This is a genomic window from Streptomyces sp. NPDC001816 (assembly GCF_042892235.1).
In the GTDB taxonomy this organism is placed as follows: Bacteria; Actinomycetota; Actinomycetes; order Streptomycetales; family Streptomycetaceae; genus Streptomyces.
The window spans coordinates 958707-981508 of the sequence record NZ_JBIATY010000003.1; the positions used below are offsets into that span (position 1 = coordinate 958707).

Annotated in this window: 19 protein-coding genes and 1 rRNA gene; 9 read left to right on the plus strand and 11 right to left on the minus strand. The window is 71.1% G+C overall.

Annotated features, from left to right (window positions below):
- Positions 1–152 precede the first annotated feature (152 nt).
- Positions 153–719, plus strand: a complete 567-nt coding sequence (locus tag ACFYZZ_RS15440) for a DJ-1/PfpI family protein (protein ID WP_389175677.1) — start codon at positions 153–155, stop codon at positions 717–719.
- A 69-nt stretch (positions 720–788) separates the two neighbouring features.
- Here the strand turns inward: ACFYZZ_RS15440 and ACFYZZ_RS15445 are convergent, their stop codons facing one another.
- On the minus strand, positions 789–1457 hold the full coding sequence (locus ACFYZZ_RS15445; RefSeq protein WP_389175679.1) for an HAD family hydrolase: 669 nt from the start codon (positions 1455–1457) through the stop codon (positions 789–791).
- Between the two features lie 59 nt (positions 1458–1516).
- The gene (locus tag ACFYZZ_RS15450) at positions 1517–2029 is read right to left on the minus strand and encodes a DUF6912 family protein (RefSeq protein ID WP_389175681.1); all 513 of its coding nucleotides are present in this window, start codon (positions 2027–2029) and stop codon (positions 1517–1519) included.
- Between the two features lie 303 nt (positions 2030–2332).
- On the opposite strand from ACFYZZ_RS15450, the gene ACFYZZ_RS15455 reads away from it, so the two are divergent.
- Entirely contained in the window at positions 2333–2803 is a 471-nt protein-coding gene (locus ACFYZZ_RS15455) for an Rv3235 family protein (RefSeq protein ID WP_389175683.1), read from the plus strand.
- Between the two features lie 106 nt (positions 2804–2909).
- On the opposite strand, the gene secA is transcribed toward ACFYZZ_RS15455, so the two are convergent.
- Positions 2910–5720, minus strand: a complete 2811-nt coding sequence (gene secA / locus ACFYZZ_RS15460; RefSeq protein ID WP_389175685.1) for a preprotein translocase subunit SecA — start codon at positions 5718–5720, stop codon at positions 2910–2912.
- A gap of 253 nt (positions 5721–5973) precedes the next feature.
- Here secA and ACFYZZ_RS15465 point away from each other — a divergent pair, with 253 nt between their 5' ends.
- Both ACFYZZ_RS15465 and ACFYZZ_RS15470 read left to right on the plus strand, forming a co-directional pair.
- Positions 5974–6546: a GNAT family N-acetyltransferase gene (locus tag ACFYZZ_RS15465; RefSeq protein WP_389175687.1), complete on the plus strand. Its 573-nt coding sequence runs from the start codon at positions 5974–5976 to the stop codon at positions 6544–6546.
- A 63-nt stretch (positions 6547–6609) separates the two neighbouring features.
- Positions 6610–7812: a winged helix-turn-helix domain-containing protein gene (locus ACFYZZ_RS15470; RefSeq protein ID WP_389175689.1), complete on the plus strand. Its 1203-nt coding sequence runs from the start codon at positions 6610–6612 to the stop codon at positions 7810–7812.
- A 3-nt stretch (positions 7813–7815) separates the two neighbouring features.
- Here ACFYZZ_RS15470 and ACFYZZ_RS15475 read toward each other — a convergent pair whose 3' ends face one another.
- From ACFYZZ_RS15475 to mtnA, 7 genes are all read right to left on the minus strand, one after another.
- Positions 7816–8562: a response regulator gene (locus tag ACFYZZ_RS15475; RefSeq protein WP_389175691.1), complete on the minus strand. Its 747-nt coding sequence runs from the start codon at positions 8560–8562 to the stop codon at positions 7816–7818.
- 203 nt (positions 8563–8765) lie between these two features.
- Positions 8766–9455, minus strand: a complete 690-nt coding sequence (hpf, locus tag ACFYZZ_RS15480; RefSeq protein WP_386581113.1) for a ribosome hibernation-promoting factor, HPF/YfiA family — start codon at positions 9453–9455, stop codon at positions 8766–8768.
- Positions 9456–9767: 312 nt separating this feature from the next.
- The gene (locus tag ACFYZZ_RS15485; protein WP_389175693.1) at positions 9768–10637 is read right to left on the minus strand and encodes a ComF family protein; all 870 of its coding nucleotides are present in this window, start codon (positions 10635–10637) and stop codon (positions 9768–9770) included.
- Positions 10638–10824: 187 nt separating this feature from the next.
- The gene (locus tag ACFYZZ_RS15490; RefSeq protein WP_389175695.1) at positions 10825–12669 is read right to left on the minus strand and encodes an LpqB family beta-propeller domain-containing protein; all 1845 of its coding nucleotides are present in this window, start codon (positions 12667–12669) and stop codon (positions 10825–10827) included.
- On the minus strand, positions 12659–14761 hold the full coding sequence (gene mtrB / locus ACFYZZ_RS15495; RefSeq protein ID WP_389175696.1) for an MtrAB system histidine kinase MtrB: 2103 nt from the start codon (positions 14759–14761) through the stop codon (positions 12659–12661). Before mtrB ends, ACFYZZ_RS15490 begins: the two co-directional genes overlap by 11 nt.
- A 1-nt stretch (position 14762) precedes the next feature.
- Entirely contained in the window at positions 14763–15452 is a 690-nt protein-coding gene (gene mtrA, locus ACFYZZ_RS15500) for a two-component system response regulator MtrA (protein ID WP_187279108.1), read from the minus strand.
- A 187-nt stretch (positions 15453–15639) separates the two neighbouring features.
- Complete coding sequence (mtnA, locus tag ACFYZZ_RS15505) at positions 15640–16773, minus strand: S-methyl-5-thioribose-1-phosphate isomerase (protein WP_389175699.1); 1134 nt, start codon at positions 16771–16773, stop codon at positions 15640–15642.
- Between the two features lie 140 nt (positions 16774–16913).
- On the opposite strand from mtnA, the gene ACFYZZ_RS15510 reads away from it, so the two are divergent.
- The 5 genes from ACFYZZ_RS15510 to ACFYZZ_RS15530 are packed head-to-tail and all read left to right on the plus strand — an operon-like array spanning position 16914 to position 22587.
- Positions 16914–18308 carry a glycerophosphoryl diester phosphodiesterase membrane domain-containing protein gene (locus ACFYZZ_RS15510; RefSeq protein ID WP_389175700.1) on the plus strand — a complete coding sequence of 465 codons (1395 nt, stop codon included), beginning with the start codon at positions 16914–16916 and terminating at the stop codon, positions 18306–18308.
- 4 nt (positions 18309–18312) lie between these two features.
- Complete coding sequence (locus ACFYZZ_RS15515) at positions 18313–19095, plus strand: DUF4129 domain-containing protein (protein ID WP_389175702.1); 783 nt, start codon at positions 18313–18315, stop codon at positions 19093–19095.
- Positions 19092–20288, plus strand: a complete 1197-nt coding sequence (locus ACFYZZ_RS15520) for a DUF4350 domain-containing protein (RefSeq protein WP_389175704.1) — start codon at positions 19092–19094, stop codon at positions 20286–20288. Before ACFYZZ_RS15515 ends, ACFYZZ_RS15520 begins: the two co-directional genes overlap by 4 nt.
- The gene (locus ACFYZZ_RS15525; protein ID WP_386581115.1) at positions 20288–21277 is read left to right on the plus strand and encodes an AAA family ATPase; all 990 of its coding nucleotides are present in this window, start codon (positions 20288–20290) and stop codon (positions 21275–21277) included. The genes ACFYZZ_RS15520 and ACFYZZ_RS15525 overlap by 1 nt, the downstream gene beginning before the upstream one ends.
- On the plus strand, positions 21277–22587 hold the full coding sequence (locus ACFYZZ_RS15530; RefSeq protein ID WP_389175706.1) for a DUF58 domain-containing protein: 1311 nt from the start codon (positions 21277–21279) through the stop codon (positions 22585–22587). The genes ACFYZZ_RS15525 and ACFYZZ_RS15530 overlap by 1 nt, the downstream gene beginning before the upstream one ends.
- A gap of 129 nt (positions 22588–22716) precedes the next feature.
- Here the strand turns inward: ACFYZZ_RS15530 and rrf are convergent.
- A 5S ribosomal RNA gene (gene rrf / locus ACFYZZ_RS15535) occupies positions 22717–22802 on the minus strand; the annotation flags it as partial.

Below are 22802 nucleotides of genomic sequence, written 5' to 3' on the forward strand. Positions count from 1 at the left end.
GTGGCAGGTGGCGTATCCGGTCGCGCCCGAACGCCGCGGGACGCACCCTGAAAGCGACGGGCCCTCTTGGCAGGCACGCCCTGGGAAGGCACGTTGCCTGCAACAGTGCCCGTCCCCCGTGGAGGGGACAGTGCCGCCCGGGAGGAGCCGACATGCCCGCGAAGATCCTCATCATCACCGGCGACGCAGCGGAGTCCCTGGAAGTCCTCTACCCCTACCAGCGTCTGCGCGAGGAGGGCTACGACGTCGACATCGCGGCCCCCACCCGCAAGACGCTCCGCTTCGTCGTCCACGACTTCGAGCCCGGCTACGACACCTACACCGAGAAGCCCGGCTACACCTGGCCCGCCGACCTCGCCTTCTCCGAGGTGGACCCCGGTCAGTACGCGGCGATCGTCATCCCCGGCGGCCGCGCCCCCGAGTACCTGCGCAACGACCCCGAACTGCGCAAGATCCTCAAGGCCTTCTTCGACGCGGACAAGCCCGTCGCCCAGATCTGCCACGGCCCCCTGCTCACCGCCGCGATCGACACCCTCCGCGGCCGCCGCGTCACGGCCTACCCGGCCCTGGAAATGGACATGCAGACCGCCGGTGCCCACTTCGAGGACAGCGAGGCGGTGGTGGACGGCACCCTGATCTCGTCCCGCGCCTGGCCGGACCATCCGGCGTGGATGCGGGAGTTCCTGAAGGTACTCAGGGCCAAGGCGCCGGCTAACTGAGCGCTGGCGGCCGGGGGTCGGTAAGCGGCCCCCGGCCCGCACCGACACCGGGCACCGCTCGAACGCCGCTCACGCCGCCAACCGCTGCGCCTCCGCCACAGCCTCGGCCAACGTGTCCACGACCGGCACCCCGACCTCCTCCAGACTGGCCCGACTGTGCGAGCCCCCGGTGTACAGCACAGCCCCCGCCCCCACATGCCGCGCGGCAACCGCATCATCCGCGGCATCACCGATCACCACGGTCCGCGTAACCTCGACCGTCCCGGACAGCGCCTCCAGGTGCCGCACCATGTGCTCGGCCTTGCTGCCACCGGACGGCCCCGTACGCCCGTCGACCCGTATGAAGTGCGACTCGATCCCGAAACCTCGCACGAGCGGCACAAGCTCCTCGTGCCCGTACATGCTCAGCAGCGACTGACTGTGCCCCGCCGACCGCCACCCCGCGAGCAGCTCGGCCGCCCCCGTGGTCAGCCCGCAGCGGACCCGGTGCTCCGTGTAGTACCGATGGAAGACCCCGTCCATCTGCTCCCACTCGGCATCCGTGGGCAGCCGCCCGAGCAGCCGCTCGTAGAACTTCGGCACCGGCACGCAGTACAGCGCCCGGTACTCGTCCAGCGTGATCGGCGCCAGCCCCAGCTCGGCGAAGGCCGCGTTCGTCGCCCCGATGATCGCGTCATTGTCATGGAACAGGGTCCCGTTCCAGTCCCAGACGATGTGCGCGCTTCCGTGCATCCCCATGCCGAAAACCGTACCCGCCCGCACTGACAATCAAGGCGGGCGGACAGCCCGAGGTCCGCTCAGACCCCGCCCACCAGGTTGGGAATCTCCTGCGTGGCGAACCACAGCAGTTCGTGATCGTCGGCCCCGTCCACGACGAACTGCGCGTCGTCGTCCCCGCCGTCGGCCGCCTGAAGCGCCTGAGCGGCCGCGGCCACGTCCTCCTCCGCGTCGTCGGCGTCGACATGCACCGCCGCCGCCTTCGCGAGCGCCACGGTGCCGGCCACCGTCACCTCGCCGAGCGCGGCCGGGTCGAGTCCGCGGTCCGGGTCCGCCGTGGCGGCGCCGTCGGACACGTCGACGGCGACCACGACCCGGCGCCGCACGGCACCCGGGTCGGCTGCCAGCAGCCGCAGCGAGGCCAGCGCGGCGCGGCTGAGTGCGGCGTACTCCAGCTCCTCGATGTCGTCGGAGAGGTACCACTCACGCAGCGCGGGCGTGACGGCGTACGCGACGAACGGGCCGGTCCCCAGCTCACCCGTCTTGTGCGCCTCGGCGAGGCCGGGGAGGGTCAGGGGGACGTAGACGCGCATGGCTGGCCGCTCTTTCCTGGTCACCGACGGGCCTTCAGGATACGTGCGCCCGTCCCCTTTCGAGTCCCCGCCCACACCCCCGGCCGCGTCCACCCGGCGCCCCGTACCTCACCCGGTTCCGCCGCTCAACCACGGGATTTCCGCGCCCCCTCACCACCCGGATAGGTGAACATATCCGCCCCCTCGCCACCCGCCCCACCTTCCTTGCGGCGGCGCCCCCCGCCCCCGTACAAGATCCCCACCAGCGAGTTACCGCCCGGTATCAACCGGGCCGACCGAACGGGGACTCCGATGAACAAGGTCATGAGCCGCAAGCCCCAGCCCCGCCCGCGCCACCGCCCGCCGACCCGCCACGACTCCCGCCGTCCCGGCACCGCACCACCCCGCAACCCCGCCCGCGGCAGGGCCCGTACGGCGCCGGGGACGGCCGTGGCGCAGCCGCGGCCCACCGACCTCTTCGCCGACCGTCTGCTGGCCGTCCTGAGCGGTCAGCGGCCCGTCCACTGGATGCTCCGGCACACCGCGGGCCGGGCCTACGACGACCTCGCCCGCCTCGCCGAACGGGGCCCCCTGCGCACCCACGGCACCCGCCCGGTCGTGGACGACATCGGCTACTACGTGGCCCGCGCCGGCGCCCTCGAGGTCTTCGCCCGCATCGCCGCCGGCGACCAACGCCGCGCCATGGCCTTCCGCCTCGAACAGGGCCCGGACCACCGCTGGCGCTGCACAGCGGTAGAACTGGGCCCCAGGCCTCCACACACCCCCGAGGACTAGCACCTGCGGGGCTGCGGGCAAGCGAAACCCACCCCCCGCACAACAAGCCAAGGGCCGGGCCTCCAAAGGAGACCCGGCCCTGAGTCAATGGCTGAAACACCGCAGGTTACTTCTTGCGGCGCCGCCCGCCCTTCGCCTGCCGACGACGCTCCGCACGGGTCAGCCCGTCCGACTCGGACCGCACAGGCTCGTCGTCCTCCAGGTCGCGCTCCAGGATGCCGCCCTCACCGTCCACGGTGGGCGCGGAGAAGTGCAGATCCCGCCGCTGCGGAACGTCCAGCCCCTTGGCCCGGATCTCCGGACGCGCGCCCGCCTGCGCCGGCACCGTGTCCTGGACGCCCTCGGCCACCGGCTGGACCTCCTCGACCGGGACCTCCTCGACCTGCTGCTCGACCTGGACCTCCAGGTTGAACAGGTAGCCGACGGACTCCTCCTTGATGCCCTCCATCATCGCGGTGAACATGTCGAAGCCCTCGCGCTGGTACTCGACCAGCGGGTCCTTCTGCGCCATCGCGCGCAGGCCGATGCCCTCCTGGAGGTAGTCCATCTCGTAGAGGTGCTCACGCCACTTGCGGTCGAGGACCGACAGCACGACCCGCCGCTCCAGCTCACGCATGATCTCGGAGCCGAGCTGCCTCTCACGCGCCGCGTACTGCTCCTGGATGTCGTCCTTGATGGACTCGGCAATGAACTCGGCGGTCAGACCGGCCCGGTCACCGGCCGCCTCCTCCAGCTCTTCGACGGTGACCTTCACCGGGTAGAGCTGCTTGAAGGCACCCCACAGCCGGTCCAGGTCCCAGTCCTCGGGGAAGCCCTCGGCGGTCTCCGCGCCGACGTACGCGTCGATCGTGTCGTCCATGAAGTGCTGCACCTGCTCGTGCAGGTCCTCGCCCTCCAGGACGCGACGGCGCTCGCCGTAGATGACCTCGCGCTGCCGGTTGAGCACCTCGTCGTACTTCAGGACGTTCTTACGCGTCTCGAAGTTCTGCTGCTCGACCTGCGACTGCGCGGACGCGATCGCGCGCGTGACCATCTTGTTCTCGATCGGCACGTCGTCCGGCACGTTCGCCATCGCCATCACGCGCTCGACCATCTGGGCCTTGAACAGGCGCATCAGGTCGTCGCCCAGCGACAGGTAGAAGCGGGACTCGCCCGGGTCGCCCTGACGGCCGGAACGACCGCGCAGCTGGTTGTCGATACGCCGCGACTCGTGCCGCTCGGTACCGAGCACGTAGAGGCCGCCGAGCTCCTCGACCTCTTCCTTCTCGGCCTTGACCGCCTGCTCGGCCTTCTCCAGGGCGGCGGGCAGGGCGTGCGCCCACTCCTCGATGTGCTCCTCGGGGTCGAGGCCGCGCTGGCGCAGCTCCGCCTCGGCGAGGTCCTCGGGGTTGCCGCCGAGCTTGATGTCCGTGCCACGGCCGGCCATGTTGGTGGCCACCGTCACGGCGCCCCTGCGGCCGGCCTGGGCGACGATCGAGGCCTCGCGCTCGTGGTGCTTGGCGTTCAGCACCTCGTGCTGGATGCCGCGCTTGCTGAGCTGCTGGGAGAGGTACTCCGACTTCTCGACGGACGTCGTGCCGACGAGGATCGGCTGGCCCTTCTCGTGCTTCTCGGCGATGTCGTCGACGACCGCCTCGAACTTGGCCACCTCGGTGCGGTAGATCAGGTCCGACTGGTCCTTGCGGATCATCGGCTTGTTCGTCGGGATCGGGACCACGCCGAGCTTGTAGATCTGGTGGAACTCGGCGGCCTCGGTCATGGCCGTACCGGTCATGCCGGAGAGCTTGCTGTAGAGGCGGAAGAAGTTCTGCAGGGTGATCGTGGCGAGCGTCTGGTTCTCGTCCTTGATGTCCACCCCTTCCTTCGCCTCGATCGCCTGGTGCATGCCCTCGTTGTAGCGGCGGCCGGCGAGGATACGGCCGGTGTGCTCGTCGACGATCATGACCTCGCCGTCGATGACGACGTAGTCCTTGTCCTTCTTGAAGAGCTCCTTGGCCTTGATGGCGTTGTTCAGGTAGCCCACCAGAGGCGTGTTCACCGACTCGTAGAGGTTGTCGATGCCCAGCCAGTCCTCGACCTTGGAGACACCGGCCTCGTGGATGGCGACCGTGCGCTTCTTCTCGTCGACGTCGTAGTCGCCGGTCTCCTCCAGGCCCTTGAGCGGGTTGCCCGCCTCGCCCTTCTTCAGGCGCGTGACGAGCTTGGCGAAGTCGCCGTACCACTTGGTGGCCTGGTCGGCCGGGCCGGAGATGATCAGCGGCGTACGGGCCTCGTCGACCAGGATGGAGTCGACCTCGTCGACGATGGCGAAGTTGTGGCCGCGCTGGACCAGCTCGTCCTTGGACCACGCCATGTTGTCGCGGAGGTAGTCGAAGCCGAACTCGTTGTTCGTGCCGTACGTGATGTCGCACTCGTACTGCTCGCGGCGCTGGGCCGGCGTCATGTTGGCCAGGATGCAGCCGACGGTCAGGCCCAGGAACTTGTGGACGCGGCCCATCATCTCGGAGTCGCGCTCGGCCAGGTAGTCGTTGACCGTGATCAGGTGGACGCCGTCGCCGGAGAGGGCGTTCAGATACGCGGGCAGCGTGCCGACGAGGGTCTTGCCCTCACCGGTCTTCATCTCGGCCACGTAGCCGAGGTGGAGGGCGGCGCCACCCATCAGCTGCACGTCGTAGTGCCGCTGGCCGAGGACGCGCTTGGCGGCCTCGCGGACGGTGGCGAACGCCTCGGGGAGCAGGTCGTCCAGGCTCTCACCATCGGCGTAGCGCTGCTTGTACTCCTCGGTGAGGGCACGCAGCTCGGCGTCGGAGAGGTCGACGAAGTCCTCTTCGATGGAGTTGACCTGGTCCGCGATGCGGTGCAGCTTGCGCAGGATCTTGCCTTCGCCTGCACGCATGATCTTCGAGAGGACGGACACGGGGGCTGGTCTCCTTGCCGGTCGGGCCTGGGACGGTCGGTTTTCCTTCTGACGTACTGAGCAACGGCCATCGTATGCGAGGACCTGGCTGCGCCGGGAGGCCCGGCGGCACGACGGCTGCTTCACCCTGGACAACGGGCGGGCCCTGCGGATAGTGCCGCCCTGCGCCAAGGAATTGCGCGAAATGTGATCACCCGCTCACACACGGCGAAAAGCACTGGCGCAGCGCGTGCCGCCCGCGCAGAATCGGCCGATGGAACCCGTCACCCTCTCGACCGACCGGCTCGTGCTGCGCACCGTCGGGCCTGACGACACCGAGGCGGTGTACAAGGCCGCCCAGGACCCGGACATGCAGCGCTGGATCTCCACGTTCCCATCTCCCTATCTGCTCGAGCACGCCGAGAGCTTCGTCGAGCAGATGGTGCCCGACGGCTGGACCAACGACTCGATGTACACGTTCGGCGTCTTCCTCCCCGAAGGAGAACTGGCGGGGATGCTCAGCGTGATGATGCGCGCACTGGGCACCGGCGAGATCGGATTCTGGGCCGTGAAGGAGCACCGCGGCCGCGGCTACATCACCGAGGCCACGCTCGCCGCCGCCCGCTGGGCCTTCCTCGCACTGTCCGTCGACCGCCTGGAATGGCGCGCGGAGGTCGGAAACGGCCCCTCGCGCGCGGTGGCGGAGCGCGCCGGTTTCACCATCGAGGGCACGCTGCGCTCGGCCATCAACAACAAGGGGGTACGCCGGGACTGCTGGCTCGGCTCCCTGCTCCCGTCGGACCTGGGCCTGCCGTCGACGGCGCCGTACCTGCCCGCCCGGACCTGACCCCGCCCGGACGAAACCGCAGGTCGTCCCGCACTGTCAGTGCCACCCCCTATCGTCCGACGCATGACGACCCTGCCGCGCCCCACCACCGCCCTCACCGCGGACGACGCCCGCCGGATCGCCCTTCGGGCCCAGGGCTTCCTCGGCGCGCCCGACCGGCGGGCCGGTGTCCGTGGGGTGCTCCGCCATCTCGGCGCGGTGCAGCTCGACACGATCTCGGTCCTCGCCCGCTCGCACGAGCTGATCCCGTACGCCCGCCTCGGCGCGGTCGGCCGCAAGACCGTCGAGTCGGCGTACTGGAAGCCTGCGTCCATCGGCGCGCTTCCGGCACGACCGCATGCCTTCGAGTACTGGTCGCACGCGGCGTGCCTCCTGCCGGTCGAGGAGTGGCCGCACTTCGCCTTCCGCCGCCGCGCCTACCGCAACCGCCCGCACTGGAACCACCAGCTTCCCGACGGCGCCTACGACCAGGTCATCAAGCAGCTGCGCGCGGAAGGCCCACTGACGGCCACGGAGTTGGGCGGCGCGAAGAAGACCAACGACTGGTGGGACTGGTCGGGCACCAAGGTCGCCGTGGAGCGCGCGCTGATGTACGGCGAGGTGGTGTGCGTCGAGCGCCGCGGCTGGAAGCGGGTGTACGACCTCGCCGAGCGCGCGATCCCGGAGGCGCTGCTGCACGACGAGCTGGACGACGCCGAGTGCGTGCGCCGCCTGGTGCGGCTGGCCGGCGAGTCCCTGGGCGTCGGCACGCGCGCGGACATCGCGGACTACCACCGTCTCAAGGGCGAGCAGGTCGACGCGGTGATCGCCGACTCGGGTCTGGTGCCGGTCGAGGTGGAGGGCTGGGGCAGGCCTGCCTGGGCGGATCCGGCGGCCCTCGCCACACCGCCGCGCGGCCGTCACCGCACCACGCTGCTGTCCCCGTTCGACTCGCTGATCTGGGAGCGGTCGCGCACGGAGCGGATCTTCGGCTTCACCCACCGCCTGGAGGCCTACGTCCCCAAGCCGAAGCGGGTCTACGGCTACTTCGCGATGCCGGTGCTGGCGGGCGGTCTGCTGGTCGGGCGCGTCGACCCGGCCCGCGAGGGCAGCACTCTGGTGGCCAGGCAGGTCACTCTGGACGGCCCGAAGGCGGTCCCGGCGGTGGCGCAGGCCCTCATCGAGGCGGCGACCTGGGTGAACTGCACGGACGTCCGGGTGGAACGGGTGGACGCACCCGAGCTCCGCGAGCCCCTCGCCAGGGAACTTGCCGGCCTGCTCGGCTAGGAGCTAGCGGATCTCGAGGATCTTCTCCCGCATCGCGTAGACCACCGCTTCCATCCTGGAGTGCAGCTGCAGCTTCTCCAGGATGTTGCGGACGTGGTTCTTCACGGTGTTCTCGGAGATGAACAGCTCCTTGGCGATGTCCCGGTTGTTCATCCCGGTGGCGACGAGCTTGAGTACCTCCAGCTCGCGATCGGTCAGCCGCGGCGCGGGCACCAGCCGGCGTTCGTCGGTGCGCTGGATCATCGACTTGAACTCGGTGAGGAGCTTGGACGCCATGGAGGGGCTGATCTGCGACTGCCCGTCGGCCACGGCACGAATGGCGGTGGCCACCTCGTCCGTGGAGATCTCCTTGAGGAGGTATCCGGTCGCGCCCGCCTTGATCGCGTCGTAGAGGTCGGCCTCCTCGTCGCTGATCGTCAGCATGATGATCTTCGCGCTGGGGGCGACCTCCTTGATGGAGGTGCAGGCCTCGATCCCGCCGCGCTTGGGCATGCGTACGTCCATCAGCACGATGTCGGGCAACAGGTCCGCGGCCTTGTCGACGGCCTCGGCACCGTCGCCCGCCTCGCCGACGACCTGGATGTCCTCCTCGGCCGCGAGCACGATCTCCAGGCCACGGCGGAAGAGCGCATGGTCGTCCACGACCAGGACTCTGATCGGCTCCTGGCGTGAAGAGCCCGGGTCCGGGCCCATGCCGATGACATCGTCGCCCGCGTCATCGCCTCGCATCGGTCCGAAGGTGTCCGCCATCGTTCCTCCCCCTGAAGGCTGTGGCCTGTGGTCCTGTGCCATCGCCAACCCAAGGCAGCGGCCCACCGGTTGGGCCGGTGCGGTCATGATTTCATGCCCGGACGGCGCCGAGGTGACGAGCGGGGCGCGAAGTGGTCGCACACGGGTGCCCCTGGGGGCGCACGCGCGCTTCCAGGGGCACCGCTCAGCTTCGGCCGGGTGGGTCAGCCACCCAGTGTGCCCCCTGCCGCCGGGGGCGCCTCAGCGACCATCGCTTCGGTGCTGAGGTGGATGACGCCGTAGTCGTAGGCGTGCCGCCGGTAGACGACACTCGGTTCCTTGGTCTCGGAGTCGACGAACAAGTAGAAGTCGTGGCCGACCAGTTCCATCTCGTAGAGGGCCTGGTCGAGGCTCATCGGGGAGGCGACGTGCGTCTTCTCGCGGACGATCAGGGGACCTTCGCCCTTGACCTCCAGCGAGCCGATCTTCTTGGTCGGCACTCCGTCCGACTCGTCCTCGTGGACGGGGAGGCCGTTGCCGTTGAGTGTCGCCACGCCCGGGACGTGGTCGGGAACCTCCGCCGCCGAGATCCGGCGGGCGCCGCGGCGCGAGAATCGCTTGTCGTGCTGCTTGCGCAGCCGGGCGTCCAGCTTCTCCGCCGCCATGTCGAGTGCCGCATACGGATCGCTGGCCGCTGCCTCCGCCCGGATCACCGGACCGCGGGACCTGAGTGTGATCTCCACTCGGTCACACCGGTCGGCCTGACGCGGGTTGGGCTCCTTGGACACCTCGACGTCGAGGCTGATCACCTTGCCATCGAGCTTCTGGATCTTCTCCAGGTTCAGCTTCTCGGCCACGTGCTTGCGGAACCGCTCGGGCACCTCGGTCTTGCGGCCCTTGACGACGATGTCCACGCAGAACTCCGTTCCCGGATCGCTCCGCTCCATCGGCGGAGCATCTCCCTTTTGCACCAGGTCCCGGTGAGCCCCGGAACCTCGGACTCGGTGACTTCACCTCCTCCTCCCCCATGGGCAAGATCTCCACCCAGCGCTGCGGGTGATTGCGGAAAACCCGCAGCACAGCATTCGGATATGAGAGGTGCGGCCTGCGCCTTTCCTCACAACCGAACATATCTCGCCCGGACGGATGTCGTCACCCTCTACCGATGCGTACCTCCGTTCAGGTGAATTGACCCTCTCACTACCTGCAACGATGTAGGTAGGTGCTCAGTTCCTGTTTATTTCAAAGGAATCCCTCGGAGCGGCGACCACGGCTGCGTGGAGCGCCTCTCCGATGACGTTCGGCGCCACTATTTCCGGTGCACCATGCACCCAGTTCTTCCTGTCCGACCGTGCTCCGATCCGTCGTTCCCCCCTTCCTTCCCGAGTTCCGGCCGCGTACACAGCCGTTCCCCCATTGCGGCGTGATACGAGCGCCTCCCGCAACGCCCGCGCCGCCTCCGCAAGGCTCGCTCCCGTCGTCATCAGATCGTCGACGACCACGAGGCGGCCCCCGGCGAGCAGCCGCTCCCCGCCCGCCGTCACCTCCAGCGCGCCGGCGAGGTTCTCCAGGCGCTGCCTGGCGTCGAGCTCCGCCTGGTCCGCCACCGCCCGCCGCTGCCGCAGCACGGCGGCCACCCGGGCCGGTGTCCCGGTGCGCCGCAGCTCACCGGCCGCCGCGAGCGCCATCCGCCGCACCGGATCGTGCCCACGAGCCCGCACGGCCCACCGGGCGGAGGGCACGGGGACGAGCAGCACGCTCCCGGGCTCCCGCCGTCCCATGGGCCCTGCACCGGGCCCACCCGGCCCGGGACACGCCCGCACAGCCCCTGCCAGGGCCGCTCCCAAGGCCCCTGCGAGCGCCAGCACGCCGCGCTCCTTGTGGGCGAGGAGGAGAGCCCGCACCTCCCCCGCGTAGGGAGCCGCCGCGTGCACCACCGGCAGCCCCGGCGGCTCCGGGACCGGCCGCACCCGGCGCGGCGCGGCTCCGCCCAGTGCGGTGCGGCACCGCGGGCACAGCTCCGTACGAGGTGCCCCGCAGCCCGCGCAGTCGGCCGGCAGCACCAGGTCGGTGAGGTCCCGCCACCACCCCCGCATGTCCACCACTGTGCCAACGCCCGGGACGACCGGCCACCCCTGTGGAAAACGCCCTGTGGACAGCCTGGAACAACGCCCACGGACCATCACCCACACGAGTGAGGGCCGTATGGACATGCCCGCGGAACGGGCGTCTGCGCAGGAGGGACGTCCACGCGAGGCGGACGGTCCCTGTGGGACGGGGTTCTCAGCCCGGATAGACCGGCGCTGTCCCGTCCTTGTCCACCTTCTGCCACTGAGCCCCGGACGGCAGTCGTACGATCCCGTCCTCCGAGTAGGCCACCATCGGCACCCGTTCGTCCTCGGACGCGGCGATCGCCTTCACACCCGACAGGGCCGCGGGCGCCGGACCGTCCAGGGTGGAGCCGTCGACCTGGACGTACCGCATCTGATGCACGCCCCCCTGCTCCAGGCCGACCACGACGAGCCGGCTGTCCCCGGCCCAGGACATGGTCGTGACCTGCTCCAGATCGGGGGCGGCGGAGCGCAGTTCGCGGACCGCGGGACGGGCCCCCGACATGTCGTCGCGCTCGATCCGGCCGATGAGCAGGGACTGCTGCTTGTCACCCTTCTCCACGACCAGCGCGACCCGCACGCCGTCGGCGGCCACCCGCACGTCGCGGATGCGTCCGCGCAGGTCCGGGATGGTGACCTCCACCGGCTTGCCGACGCCCTGCTCGAGGACGTACAGCTTCGGACGGCGCGGGTCGCGGTCGGCCACCCACAGGTCGCCGCGGGCGTCCCAACTCGGCGTGGTCAGCCGGTCGGTCGCGGTCGCCCCCTGGCTGCCGACCACCGCTTCCCCGAGCGAACCGCCCGACGCCAGCGAGGTCACGTACAGCGCCTTCCCGTCGGCGCCGATCCCGGCCACGGTGTGCTCGTCCCGCGAGACGGCCACCGACTGCAGCTCCTTCTCGCCCTCCCCCAGCGGGCCCGGCACCGGAACGGCGCTGGTCCCCGCGCTCCCGGTGGGCAGCCGCACCAGGCGGTGCTTGCCGTCGAGGAAGTACAGGTACTCGGGGCGCTGGGCCGAGGCATGCCAGGCGGCGGACTCGGCGCGCTCCTCGGTGAGGTCGCACAGCCGGTGCCGGCCGGGCCCCTGCAGCTCGACCGACTCCAGCGTCGGCGTCAGGTTCCGCAGCGTGAACAGCAACTGGGTCGCCATCTCCGTGCACTTGGCGGCACCGGCGTGGGAGACCTTGGAGTTCAGCGGCACCGTCAGCCTGTTCTGGTCGTCCGGCGCCAGCCCCGACACGCCCTCCTGCAGGGCCGTACCGGTCGGGAAGCTGGATCTGACCACCGGCTCAAGCCACCTGGTCGGCCCGCTCAGCAGCGACCGCACCATCTGGGTCATCGGGTCCACCTTGCTGCGGACGAACACCGGGTCGGCGACCGCCACCGGCTGCCCGGTCGCCCCGACCGTCGTGGCGGAGGCGAAGTAGTACTTGTTGACGGACGTGTAGTTGCGCTGGAAGTCCGACTTGCCCATCACGACGCCCTGGGGCAGCGCGTCGATGCGCCACTGCCCGCTCTTGGCGTCCTTGGTGAGGTGCACCTTCTCGCTGTAGGACCCGGCGGCGGGCTTGTACGCCTGCTGCGCGCCGACCGTGGCGACCATGCTGCCGGTCAGGACGTAGGTGAGGCTGCCGCTGTCGGTCGCATCCCGGCCGCCGGGATGCTGCTGGCCGGGCACGGCACTCGGTCCGTTCGCGAGGACGGTGGCCGACCGCTCCGGCCGCCAGGTGCGCGCGGCATCGGCGGTCAGGTACTTGCGGGCGGTGTCGTACTGCGGATCGTCGCTGGTCAGGGCCTCCAGGAAGCCCTGCATGATCTCGCCGGGCTCGGCGTCCTCGGCGGGCGGCATGGCGAAGACGCGCACCCCGGTGTCCTGCCGCGGCGTGGACTCGACGTCCCGCAGGTCCCCGCTGTCGGGCATCGAGGCACACCCGGCCAGCAGAACGGCCCCACAGACCGAGTAGGCCACCGCGCGTCCCGGCCTGTGCCGGACGCCCCCCTCGCGGTCAGCGCCCACGAAATGCCTCCCCTGGCTCGGTCGAGTCCTTGGGCCCGGCCGGATCCGGACGGGCCGCTTGTGTGTCGGATGCCGGACCGGCCGCGGGCCTGTCGTCGGGGCGCCGGGCGCCGCCGGCGGGCCGGGGAACGACACGCGCGCCGTTGCCGCTGCCGGGCAGCGCGGTCGGGTCGGCGGCCGGGGTGACGGAGGCCAGACGCGGGGCGATCGGGGCGCGCGCGGGCAGTGGCGGCACCTGGCCGCCGCCCGGCTGCACCGGAACGGTCGCCCGCTTCTCCTGGCCCCCGCGGGGCAGGCCGGCGTCGTCGAGCCCTCGGTTGCGCCGCGAGTCCTTGGGCTCCAGCGGTATCGGAGAGCCGCGCAGCGGCTCGTCCGCGGTCCGCGGCAGCGTCAGCCGGAACTGCGAGCCGCCGCCCGGCTCACCCCAGGCCTGCAGCCAGCCGCCGTGCAGCCGGGCGTCCTCCAGGGCGATCGACAGCCCGAGGCCCGTACCGCCGGTGGTACGCGCGCGTGCCGGGTCGGCCCGCCAGAAGCGGCTGAAGACGCGGGTCGCCTCGCCGGGCTTGAGTCCGACGCCGTAGTCGCGCACCGCGATGGCGACCGCGCCGCCCGCGGAGGCCAGCTTGACGACGACGTCCTTGCCCTCACCGTGCTCGACGGCGTTGACGACGAGGTTGCGCAGTACGCGCTCCAACCGCCGGGCGTCGGCCTCGGCCACGACGGGCTGCTGGTCACCGACGACGCGTATGTGCGTGCCCTTGCGCTCGGCGAGCGGCTCGGCGCCGCCGACGACCCGCCGCACGACCTCCCTGAGGTCTATCGGCTCGGCCTCCAGCGCCGCGGCACCGGCGTCGAAGCGGCTGATCTCCAGCAGGTCCGCGAGCAGCGACTCGAACCGGTCCAGCTGGTCGGCGAGCAGCTCGGCCGACCGCGCGGTGACCGGATCGAAGTCCTCGCGGGCCTCGTGGATGACGTCGGCGGCCATCCGTACGGTCGTCAGCGGCGTACGCAGCTCGTGCGACACGTCGGAGACGAACCGCCGCTGCATCCGTGACAGGTCCTCCAGCTGCTGAATCTTCAGCTGGAGGTTCTGCGCCATCTTGTTGAAGGCCTCGCCCAGACGGGCGATGTCGTCCTCGCCGGTGACCTTCATCCGCTCCTGCAGCCGCCCGGCGGACAGCCGCTCCGCGATCCCGGCCGCCATCCGCACCGGAGTGACGACCTGCCGCACCACCAGCCAGGCGATGGCGCCCAGGAGTACGACGACGAAGAGCCCGGCGGTCGCCAGCGTGCCCTTGACCAGGCTGAGCGACTTCTCCTCCTGCGTGAGCGGGAAGAGGTAGTACAGCTCGTAGGGGTGGCCGTTGGGGTCGTTGACCTGCTTGCCGATGACCAGCGCCGGCTGGGACTCCTTGCCGTTGGAGTAGACGATCCGGGTGTAGCTCTGGGCGGCCGTCGTACTGCTGTTGATCCGGTCGCGCAGGTCGGCGGGCACGCTGAAGGAGGGGTCGACCTTCCCGGAGCCGCGCGGGCTGCGGCCGCCGCCGCTGTCGTCGCCCACCGGGAGCGTCACGACGTCGAAGGCACCGGCACCGCCGCTGGAGAGCGAATCCACGAGGTCACTCATCCACGGGATGACGTTCTGCGACTGCCGTCCGTCGGCCGTGGCGGTGCCATCACCGCTGGTACCCGGGCCCGTGCCGCTGGCCGCCTCGTCGGCCTTCTGCTTGGCCACCGCGAACCCGCCGGTGGCCTGGCTCTGCGACGCCTTCACCTTCGCGTCCAGCAGGCCGTTGCGCACCTGCCCGATCACGACGAAGCCCAGCAGCAGGACGACACCCAGCGACATCAGCAGCGTCGTGGCGACGACCCGCAGCTGGATGTTGCGCCGCCACAGCCTCATGACGGGCAGCAGCGGACGGCGCACCCAGCGCATGAACAGGCGGACGACCGGGCTGCCCTGGACCCCTCCCTGCAGCAGCCCGCCCTCGAAGAAGCGTCCCCAGCCCGAACCCGCCGCCTTCCGGCCGACAGGCCGCCCCGGACGGGCCCCGGACCGGCCGGGAGCCGAAGCGGTCCTGTCCCCGGACATGTCAGCTCGGTCCGGCCTTGTAACCGACACCACGGACGGTCACCACGATCTCCGGCCGCTCCGGGTCCTTCTCGACCTTGGAGCGCAGCCGCTGGACGTGCACGTTGACGAGCCGCGTGTCGGCGGCGTGGCGATAGCCCCACACCTGCTCGAGCAGCACCTCACGCGTGAACACCTGCCACGGCTTGCGGGCCAGCGCGACCAGCAGGTCGAACTCCAGCGGGGTCAGCGCGATCGACTGCCCGTCCCGCTTCACCGAGTGCCCTGCCACGTCGATGACCAGGTCACCGATGGTGAGCTGCTCCGGCGCCGGCTCCTCCGACCTCCTGAGCCGCGCCCGGATCCGGGCCACCAGCTCCTTCGGCTTGAACGGCTTCACGATGTAGTCGTCGGCGCCCGACTCCAAGCCCACGACGACGTCGACGGTGTCGCTCTTGGCCGTGAGCATCACGATCGGCACGCCGGACTCCGCCCTGATCAGGCGGCACACCTCGATGCCGTCCCGGCCGGGCAGCATCAGGTCGAGCAGCACCAGGTCGGGCTTGGACTCACGGAAAGCGGCCAGCGCCTTGTCGCCGTCGGCTACGAAAGACGGCTCAAAACCTTCACCACGCAGCACGATGCCGAGCATCTCGGCCAGTGCGGTGTCGTCGTCGACGACAAGGACTCGTCCCTTCATAAACGACATCATCCCATTCTCATAACAGCGACAGGCGCCCTGGTGAGGCAGGTCACGGCCTCGTGACGATAGTCGTAGGAGCCGGTCACTGTCTGCCCTCGTCCACCGACATGCACCGCACCATGATCACCGGCGGGCGGTGCCGGGGCTATCCAGATCGATTGTGGGGGTTGGGGTGTCGACGCGCTGGACGGGCGATTCAACGTTGGCGCGACCTGGCACACAGCTCCGCAAGTGCCTCGGCCGTCACAGGAGAAACGGCCCCCTCCTCGGTGACTATCGCCGTCACCAACTCGGGCGGCGTCACGTCGAACGCCGGGTTGTACGCCTGGGTCCCCAGGGGTGCCACCGGAATCCCGCCTCCCGCTCCCGTCACGGGCACCTGGGGCAATGTGACCTCGGTCACCTCGAAACCAGGGCGCTGCTCGACCTCTATGGACGCCCCGTCCGGCGTCTGCGGGTCGACCGTCGTCACCGGCGCCACCGCTATGAACGGCACATGGTGGTACCGCGCGAGCACCGCGAGCGGATAGCTCCCCACCTTGTTCGCCACCGAACCGTCGGCCGCGATCCGGTCCGCCCCGATCAGCACGGCATCCACCTCACCCGCCGCGAACAGCGAACCGGCCGCGTTGTCGGTGAGCAAGGAGTACGCCATGCCGTGGCGAGCCGCCTCGTACGCCGTCAGACGAGCGCCTTGCAGCAGCGGACGCGTCTCGTCCACCCACAGCCGCCGCAGCCGCCCCGCACGGTGCGCTGCGAGAGCCACCGCGAACGCCGTGCCTTCTCCGCCCGACACCAGCGACCCGCTGTTGCAGTGGGTCAGGATCCGCTGCCCGCCGCCCGGCAATAGTTCGTCCAGCAGCGCCAGGCCGTGGGCGGCCATCCGGGCGCTGGCCTCGGCGTCCTCCCGGTGCAGCGTCCGCGCGGCGGTCAGCGCCGCCATCGCCGCCGCGGTGGTGTCGCCGGTACTCACGAGCGCCGCGCGGTAGGCGGACTCGGCTCGGTGCACCCCGACGGAGAGGTTCACCGCGGTCGGCCGGGCACCCTCGAGCGCCCGCGCGGCCTCCTCCACGTCGAAGCCCCGCGCGGCGGCGAGCGCGACGCCGTACGCCCCCGCGATCCCGAGCAGCGGCGCCCCACGCACGGCGAGCGAACGGATCGCCTCCACCAGCGCGGGCGCGTCCGTGCACACCAGCTCGACCTCTTCGCCGGGCAGCCTCGTCTGGTCGAGAAGGACCAGTACAGGACCTTCGGGTGGTTCCTCCCATCGGAGCACGGGTATGTCGGTCGGCCGCTTGTCCTCGCCGGTTTGCGCGTACTGATCAGCCATGCGGTCAGTCTGCCCCGTATCCGGCGGACAATTGAAGGCGTCCAGCCCCTACCGCGGCCGGTCACGCGATGACCACCCCATGGCACGATGTCTGCCAACCTGCCGTCGCGACCGCGGACGGGCACCGTAGAGGAGCATCGATGACAGACACTCCGGGCTGGGCCTCGCCCGGATCCGCCTCGTCGCCCGACGGGCGGGAACCCGGCGCGTCCGGCCTCGCCGAGCCCACCGACCGTCCCGGCCCCGCCGAGCCGGCCGCGCAGCCTGGCACAGACCGGCAGGGCCCAGGCCCGAAGTGGTCCAAGGAACAGCCGCCGCCCGGCCAGTGGTCTGCGCCCACGGGTCCCCCGAGTCCCGGCCAGGCCCCGCCACCTCCACCGCCCGGCCCGGGCTGGGGCGGCGGGTACGGCGGCGGACAGCCCGGCGGGCACGGAGGCGGCTCGTACAGCGGTCCTCCCGGCGGCTACGGCCCTCCTGGCGGTTACGGCACCCCCGGCGGCTACGGAGGCTGGGGCGGCGGTTGGGGCGGTCCCCCGCCCGCTGCCAAGCCCGGCGTGATCCCGCTGCGCCCGCTCGGCGTCGGCGAGATCCTCGACGGTGCCGTCTCCACCATGCGCACCTATTGGCGCACGGTCCTCGGCATCTCGCTCACCGTCTCGGTCCTCACCCGGCTGAGCGTGATCCTCCTGCAGGGCTTCCTGCTGAACGACGGCGAGACCACCAGCGCCCTCAACGACCGCAGCGCCACGCCGAGCGAGATACTCCAGGCCATGGGCGCGCTGATGGCCGGCACCAGTCTCGTGGCCGTGATCACCGTCGTCGGCACCATCGTCGCGACCGCCCTGCTCACGACGGTCACCAGCCGCGCCGTCCTCGGCAAGCCTGTCAGCGCCGGCGAGGCCTGGCGGGACGCCCGCCCGCAGGTGCCGAAGCTGGCCGGACTGCTCCTCCTGCTGGGCCTCATCACCGTCGGTGTGCTGCTCTGCGGCGCACTGCCCGGCATCCTCGTCGCCGTCGCCGGCGGAAACGAGGGAGCCGGCATCGCGGTCGTCATCCTGGGCCTCCTCGCCGCCGCCGTCGTCGCGGTGTGGCTGACGGTCCGCTTCTCCCTGGCCTCGCCCGCGCTGATGCTGGAGCGCCAGAGCATCGTGAAGTCGATGAGCCGCTCCGCGAAGCTGGTCCGCGGCTCCTGGTGGCGCGTCCTCGGCATCCAGCTGCTCGCCGGGCTCATCGCCAACATCGTCTCGTCGCTCGTCGTGATCCCCTTCACCCTCCTGGCGGCCGCCGTCAGCGGCGACGGGATGACGGGCCTCTTCGCCACCCAGGCCCAGAGCCCCGGCTGGAGCTTCCTGATCATCAGCGGCATCGGTGCGGTGATCGGCACCATGATCACGCTCCCGATCAACGCGGGCGTCACCGTGCTCCTGTACATCGACCAGCGCATCCGCCGCGAAGCCCTCGACCTCGAACTGGCCCGCGCCGCCGGCGTCCAGGACCACGGCACCGGCACCCCCGGCCCCGTCCCGGGGAGCTGATGCGGTGAGCCTGACGGGGGGAGTTCTCACGGCGGCCCCGGCCCTGCCGGGCGCCGCCGGATCGGCCGTACGAGGCCTGCTGGGCACGGCACACACCACACTCCTGGCGGCCGGCGGCTCGGGCGACGAGCCGCCCGTGACCATCCCGCGCGATCCCGCCCGGGAGGCGGCACGCCGTGAGCTGTCCAAGCGGATGTACCACGAGAACGACCCCAGCCTGCTCCAGCGCGCCCTGAACGCCTTCTGGGACTGGCTGGACAAGCTGTTCAGCACAGCCGCCGGCGCCACACCTGGCGGCACGCTCGGGCTGCTCGTCGTCGTCCTGTTCGTCGTCGCCGTGCTGGCCGCCCTGTGGTGGCGCCTGGGCACCCCGCGCCGCCAACCAGTCTCCACCGCGGCCCTGTTCGACGAGCGCCCCCGCAGTGCCGCCGAACACCGCGCGGCCAGCGAGGCACACGCCGCCCAGGGCCACTGGAACCAGGCCGTCCAGGAACGCATGAGGGCCATCGTCCGCTCCCTGGAGGAGCGAACCCTGCTCGACGTCCGGCCCGGCCGCACCGCCGACGAAGCCGCCGCCGAGGCCGGCCGCACTCTCCCCGCGCACACGGACCGACTGCGCTCCGCCGCCCGGGAGTTCGACGACGTCACATACGGCGGGCGCAGAGCAAGCGAGCAGTCGTACCAGCGGATCGCCGAACTCGACCGCGACCTGGAACGCACCCGGCCGGTCCTCGCCAACAGCGCCACCAGCACGGCCCACAACACCAGCCAGGGGGCCGCCGGATGACCGCCGAGGCCACGCTGCCGACCACGTCGGCGTCGCCCACCGCCCGCCAGATCTGGACTCGTGGGCGAGGCGTCGCCCTCGCCGTCGTGCTGATCCTGATCGCCGGCGTCGCGATGGCCGCGGTCCGCTCCCAGACCCGGCACGGCGAACTCGACCCGCGCTCCGCAGACACCTACGGCAGCCGCGCCGTCGCCGAACTCCTCGCCGACCGGGGCGTCTCCACGCGTGTGGTCACCTCGCTCGGCGCGGCACGCGCCGCCGCCGGCCCGGACACCACGCTTCTCGTGGCCGTACCCGACCTTCTGACGCCCGGTCAACAGACCAGGCTGCACTCGGCCGTGGCGAACTCCGGTGGCCGCACCGTCCTCGTCGCCGCCGGCAGCTCGTCCGTCGAGCGACTCGCCCCCGGGGTCACCGCGGACCCCGCCACCAGCTTCGACTCGACGCTCACCCCCCACTGCACCCTGCCCGAAGCCCGGCGCGCGGGCAGCGCCGACACCGGCGGCATCCGCTACACCACCACGCACCTCGACGCCGACTCCTGCTACCCCAGCCAACGCCTCGCCACCCTGCTCCGCCTTCCGGCGGCCTCCGGGGACGGCGACACCGTCGTGCTCGGCGCGCCCGACATCTTCTTCAACAAGCGCCTCGACGAACAGGGCAACGCCTCGCTCGCCCTCCAACTCCTCGGCTCCCGCCCCCATCTGGTCTGGTACCTCCCCTCGCTCTCCGACGCCTCCGCCGCCGACACCGGCGAACGGAAGAGCTTCCTCGACCTGCTCCCCTCGGGCTGGCTCTGGGGCACCCTGCAGCTGTTCATCGCCGCGGCCCTCGCCGCCTTCTGGCGGGCACGCCGGTTCGGCCCCCTCGTGCCCGAGAAACTCCCCGTCGCGATCCGCGCCTCCGAAACCGCCGAAGGCCGCGCCCGCCTCTACCGCAAGGCCAACGCCCGCGACCGCGCGGCCGCCGCTCTTCGCTCCACCACCCGCACGCGCCTCGCCCCCCTCGTCGGCGTCCCCGTCGCCCAGGCGCACGCGCCCGAAGCTCTGCTCCCCGCTCTGTCCGCCCACCTCAACGGCGACGGACAGGCCCTGCACTCATTGCTCTTCGGACCGCCGCCCGGCGACGATGCGGCGCTCATCGCACTCACCGACCAACTCGACGCCCTCGAAAGAGAGGTACGCCGTCCATGATGGACCCGACCACTGACAACGCCGGGAACACCGGGGACTCGGCTGCCGCCCGGGCCTCCCTGGAAGCCCTGCGCGCCGAGATCGCCAAAGCCGTGGTCGGCCAGGACCCCGCCGTGACCGGCCTCGTCGTCGCCCTTCTCTGCCGCGGACACGTTCTCCTTGAAGGAGTCCCCGGAGTCGCCAAAACGTTGCTCGTCCGCGCACTCGCATCCGCGCTCGAACTCGACACCAAGCGCGTCCAGTTCACCCCCGACCTGATGCCGAGCGACGTCACCGGCTCCCTCGTCTACGACACCCACACCGCCGAGTTCTCCTTCCAGCCCGGCCCGGTCTTCACCAACCTCCTTCTGGCGGACGAGATCAACCGCACCCCGCCGAAGACCCAGTCCTCCCTGCTGGAAGCCATGGAGGAACGCCAGGTCACGGTCGACGGCACCCCGCGCCTGCTGCCCGAGCCGTTCCTGGTGGCCGCGACCCAGAACCCGGTCGAGTACGAGGGCACCTACCCCCTCCCCGAGGCCCAACTGGACCGCTTCCTCCTCAAGCTGACGGTCCCTCTGCCCTCCCGCCAGGACGAGATCGACGTCCTCACCCGCCACGCCTCGGGCTTCAACCCGCGCGACCTGCACGCCGCCGGCATCCGCCCGGTCGCCGGTCGGGCCGACCTCGACGCGGCCCGCGCCGCCGTCGCCAAGACGACCGTCTCCCCCGAGATCACGGCCTACGTGGTGGACATCTGCCGCGCCACCCGCGAGTCGCCGTCTCTCACCCTCGGCGTCTCCCCGCGGGGCGCCACCGCGCTGCTCGCCACCTCGCGGGCCTGGGCCTGGCTGACCGGCCGCGACTACGTCATCCCCGACGATGTGAAGGCCCTCGCCCTGCCCACCCTGCGCCACCGTGTCCAGCTGCGCCCCGAAGCCGAGATGGAAGGCGTGACCGCCGACTCCGTCATCAACGCCATTCTCGCCCACGTCCCGGTCCCCCGCTGATGGCGCTCACCGGACGCGCCGCCCTCCTCGCGGCCCTCGGCTCGATCCCCGTCGGCATCCTGGAACCCGGCTGGACGGGCATCCTCGCGGTCAACGGTCCCCTGGCCCTGGCCTGCGCCTGCGACTTCGCACTCGCGGCACCCGTACGACGGCTCGTCCTGTCCCGCTCCGGCGACACCTCCGCACGCCTCGGCGAAACCGCTGACATCACACTCACGATCACGAATCCCACCGGCCGCCCTCTGCGGGCGCGCCTGCGGGACGCATGGCCGCCCAGCAGCTGGCAGCCCGGCACCGAGGTCGAGGGCTCGCGCCACCGCGTCACCATTCCGGCCGGCGAACGCCGGCGGGTGACGACCCGGCTGCGCCCCACCCGCCGCGGCGACCGCCAGGCCGACCGCGTGACGATCCGCTCCTACGGCCCCCTCGGTCTCTTCTCCCGCCAGGGCACCCACAAGGTTCCCTGGACGGTACGAGTCCTGCCTCCTTTCACCAGCCGCAAGCACCTGCCGTCGAGACTCGCCCGATTGCGTGAACTCGACGGCCGCACCAGCGTGCTGACCCGCGGTGAGGGCACCGAGTTCGACAGCCTGCGCGAGTACGTCCCCGGCGACGACACCCGCTCGATCGACTGGCGTGCCACCGCCCGCCAGTCCACCGTGGCCGTCCGCACCTGGCGACCCGAACGCGACCGCCACATCCTCCTGGTCCTCGACACCGGCCGCACCTCGGCCGGCCGCATGGGCGACATCCCACGCCTGGACGCCTCCCTGGACGCGGCCCTGCTTCTCGCAGCGCTCGCCTCCCGCGCCGGCGACCGCGTGGACCTGCTGGCCTACGACCGTCGGATCCGCGCCCTGGTCCAGGGCCGCTCCGCCGGCGATGTTCTGCCGTCCCTGGTCAACGCGATGGCAACGCTGGAGCCGGAACTCGTCGAAACCGACGCCCGCGGCCTCACGGCGACTGCTCTTCGTACGGCTCCTCGACGCTCCCTGATCGTGCTGCTCACGACGCTCGACGCGGCACCGGTGGAGCAGGGTCTACTGCCCGTGCTCCCCCAGCTCACCCAGCGCCACACGGTCCTCGTCGCCTCAGTGGCCGATCCGCACATCGCCCAGATGGCCCAGGCCCGAGGGAACGCCGAGGCGGTGTACGAAGCTGCCGCGGCCGCGCAGGCGCAGAGCGAACGTCAGCGCACGGCGGAACAACTCCGTCGTCATGGGGTGACAGTCGTGGACGCGACACCGGACGATCTGGCGCCGGCATTGGCTGATGCATATCTCGCTCTGAAGGCGGCAGGCCGGCTCTGACCTGCCGCTGCCCGCCCCTTTGGGGGTAACAGACCGGAGGTAATAGACCGGGGGCAATAGACCGGGGGCAATAGACCCTGAACGCAGAAAACCCCCGCATCCGGAGATGCGGGGGTTTTCTCAAATTTTGTTCGGCGGCGTCCTACTCTCCCACAGGGTCCCCCCTGCAGTACCATCGGCGCTGTGAGGCTTAGCTTCCGGGTTCGGAATGTAAC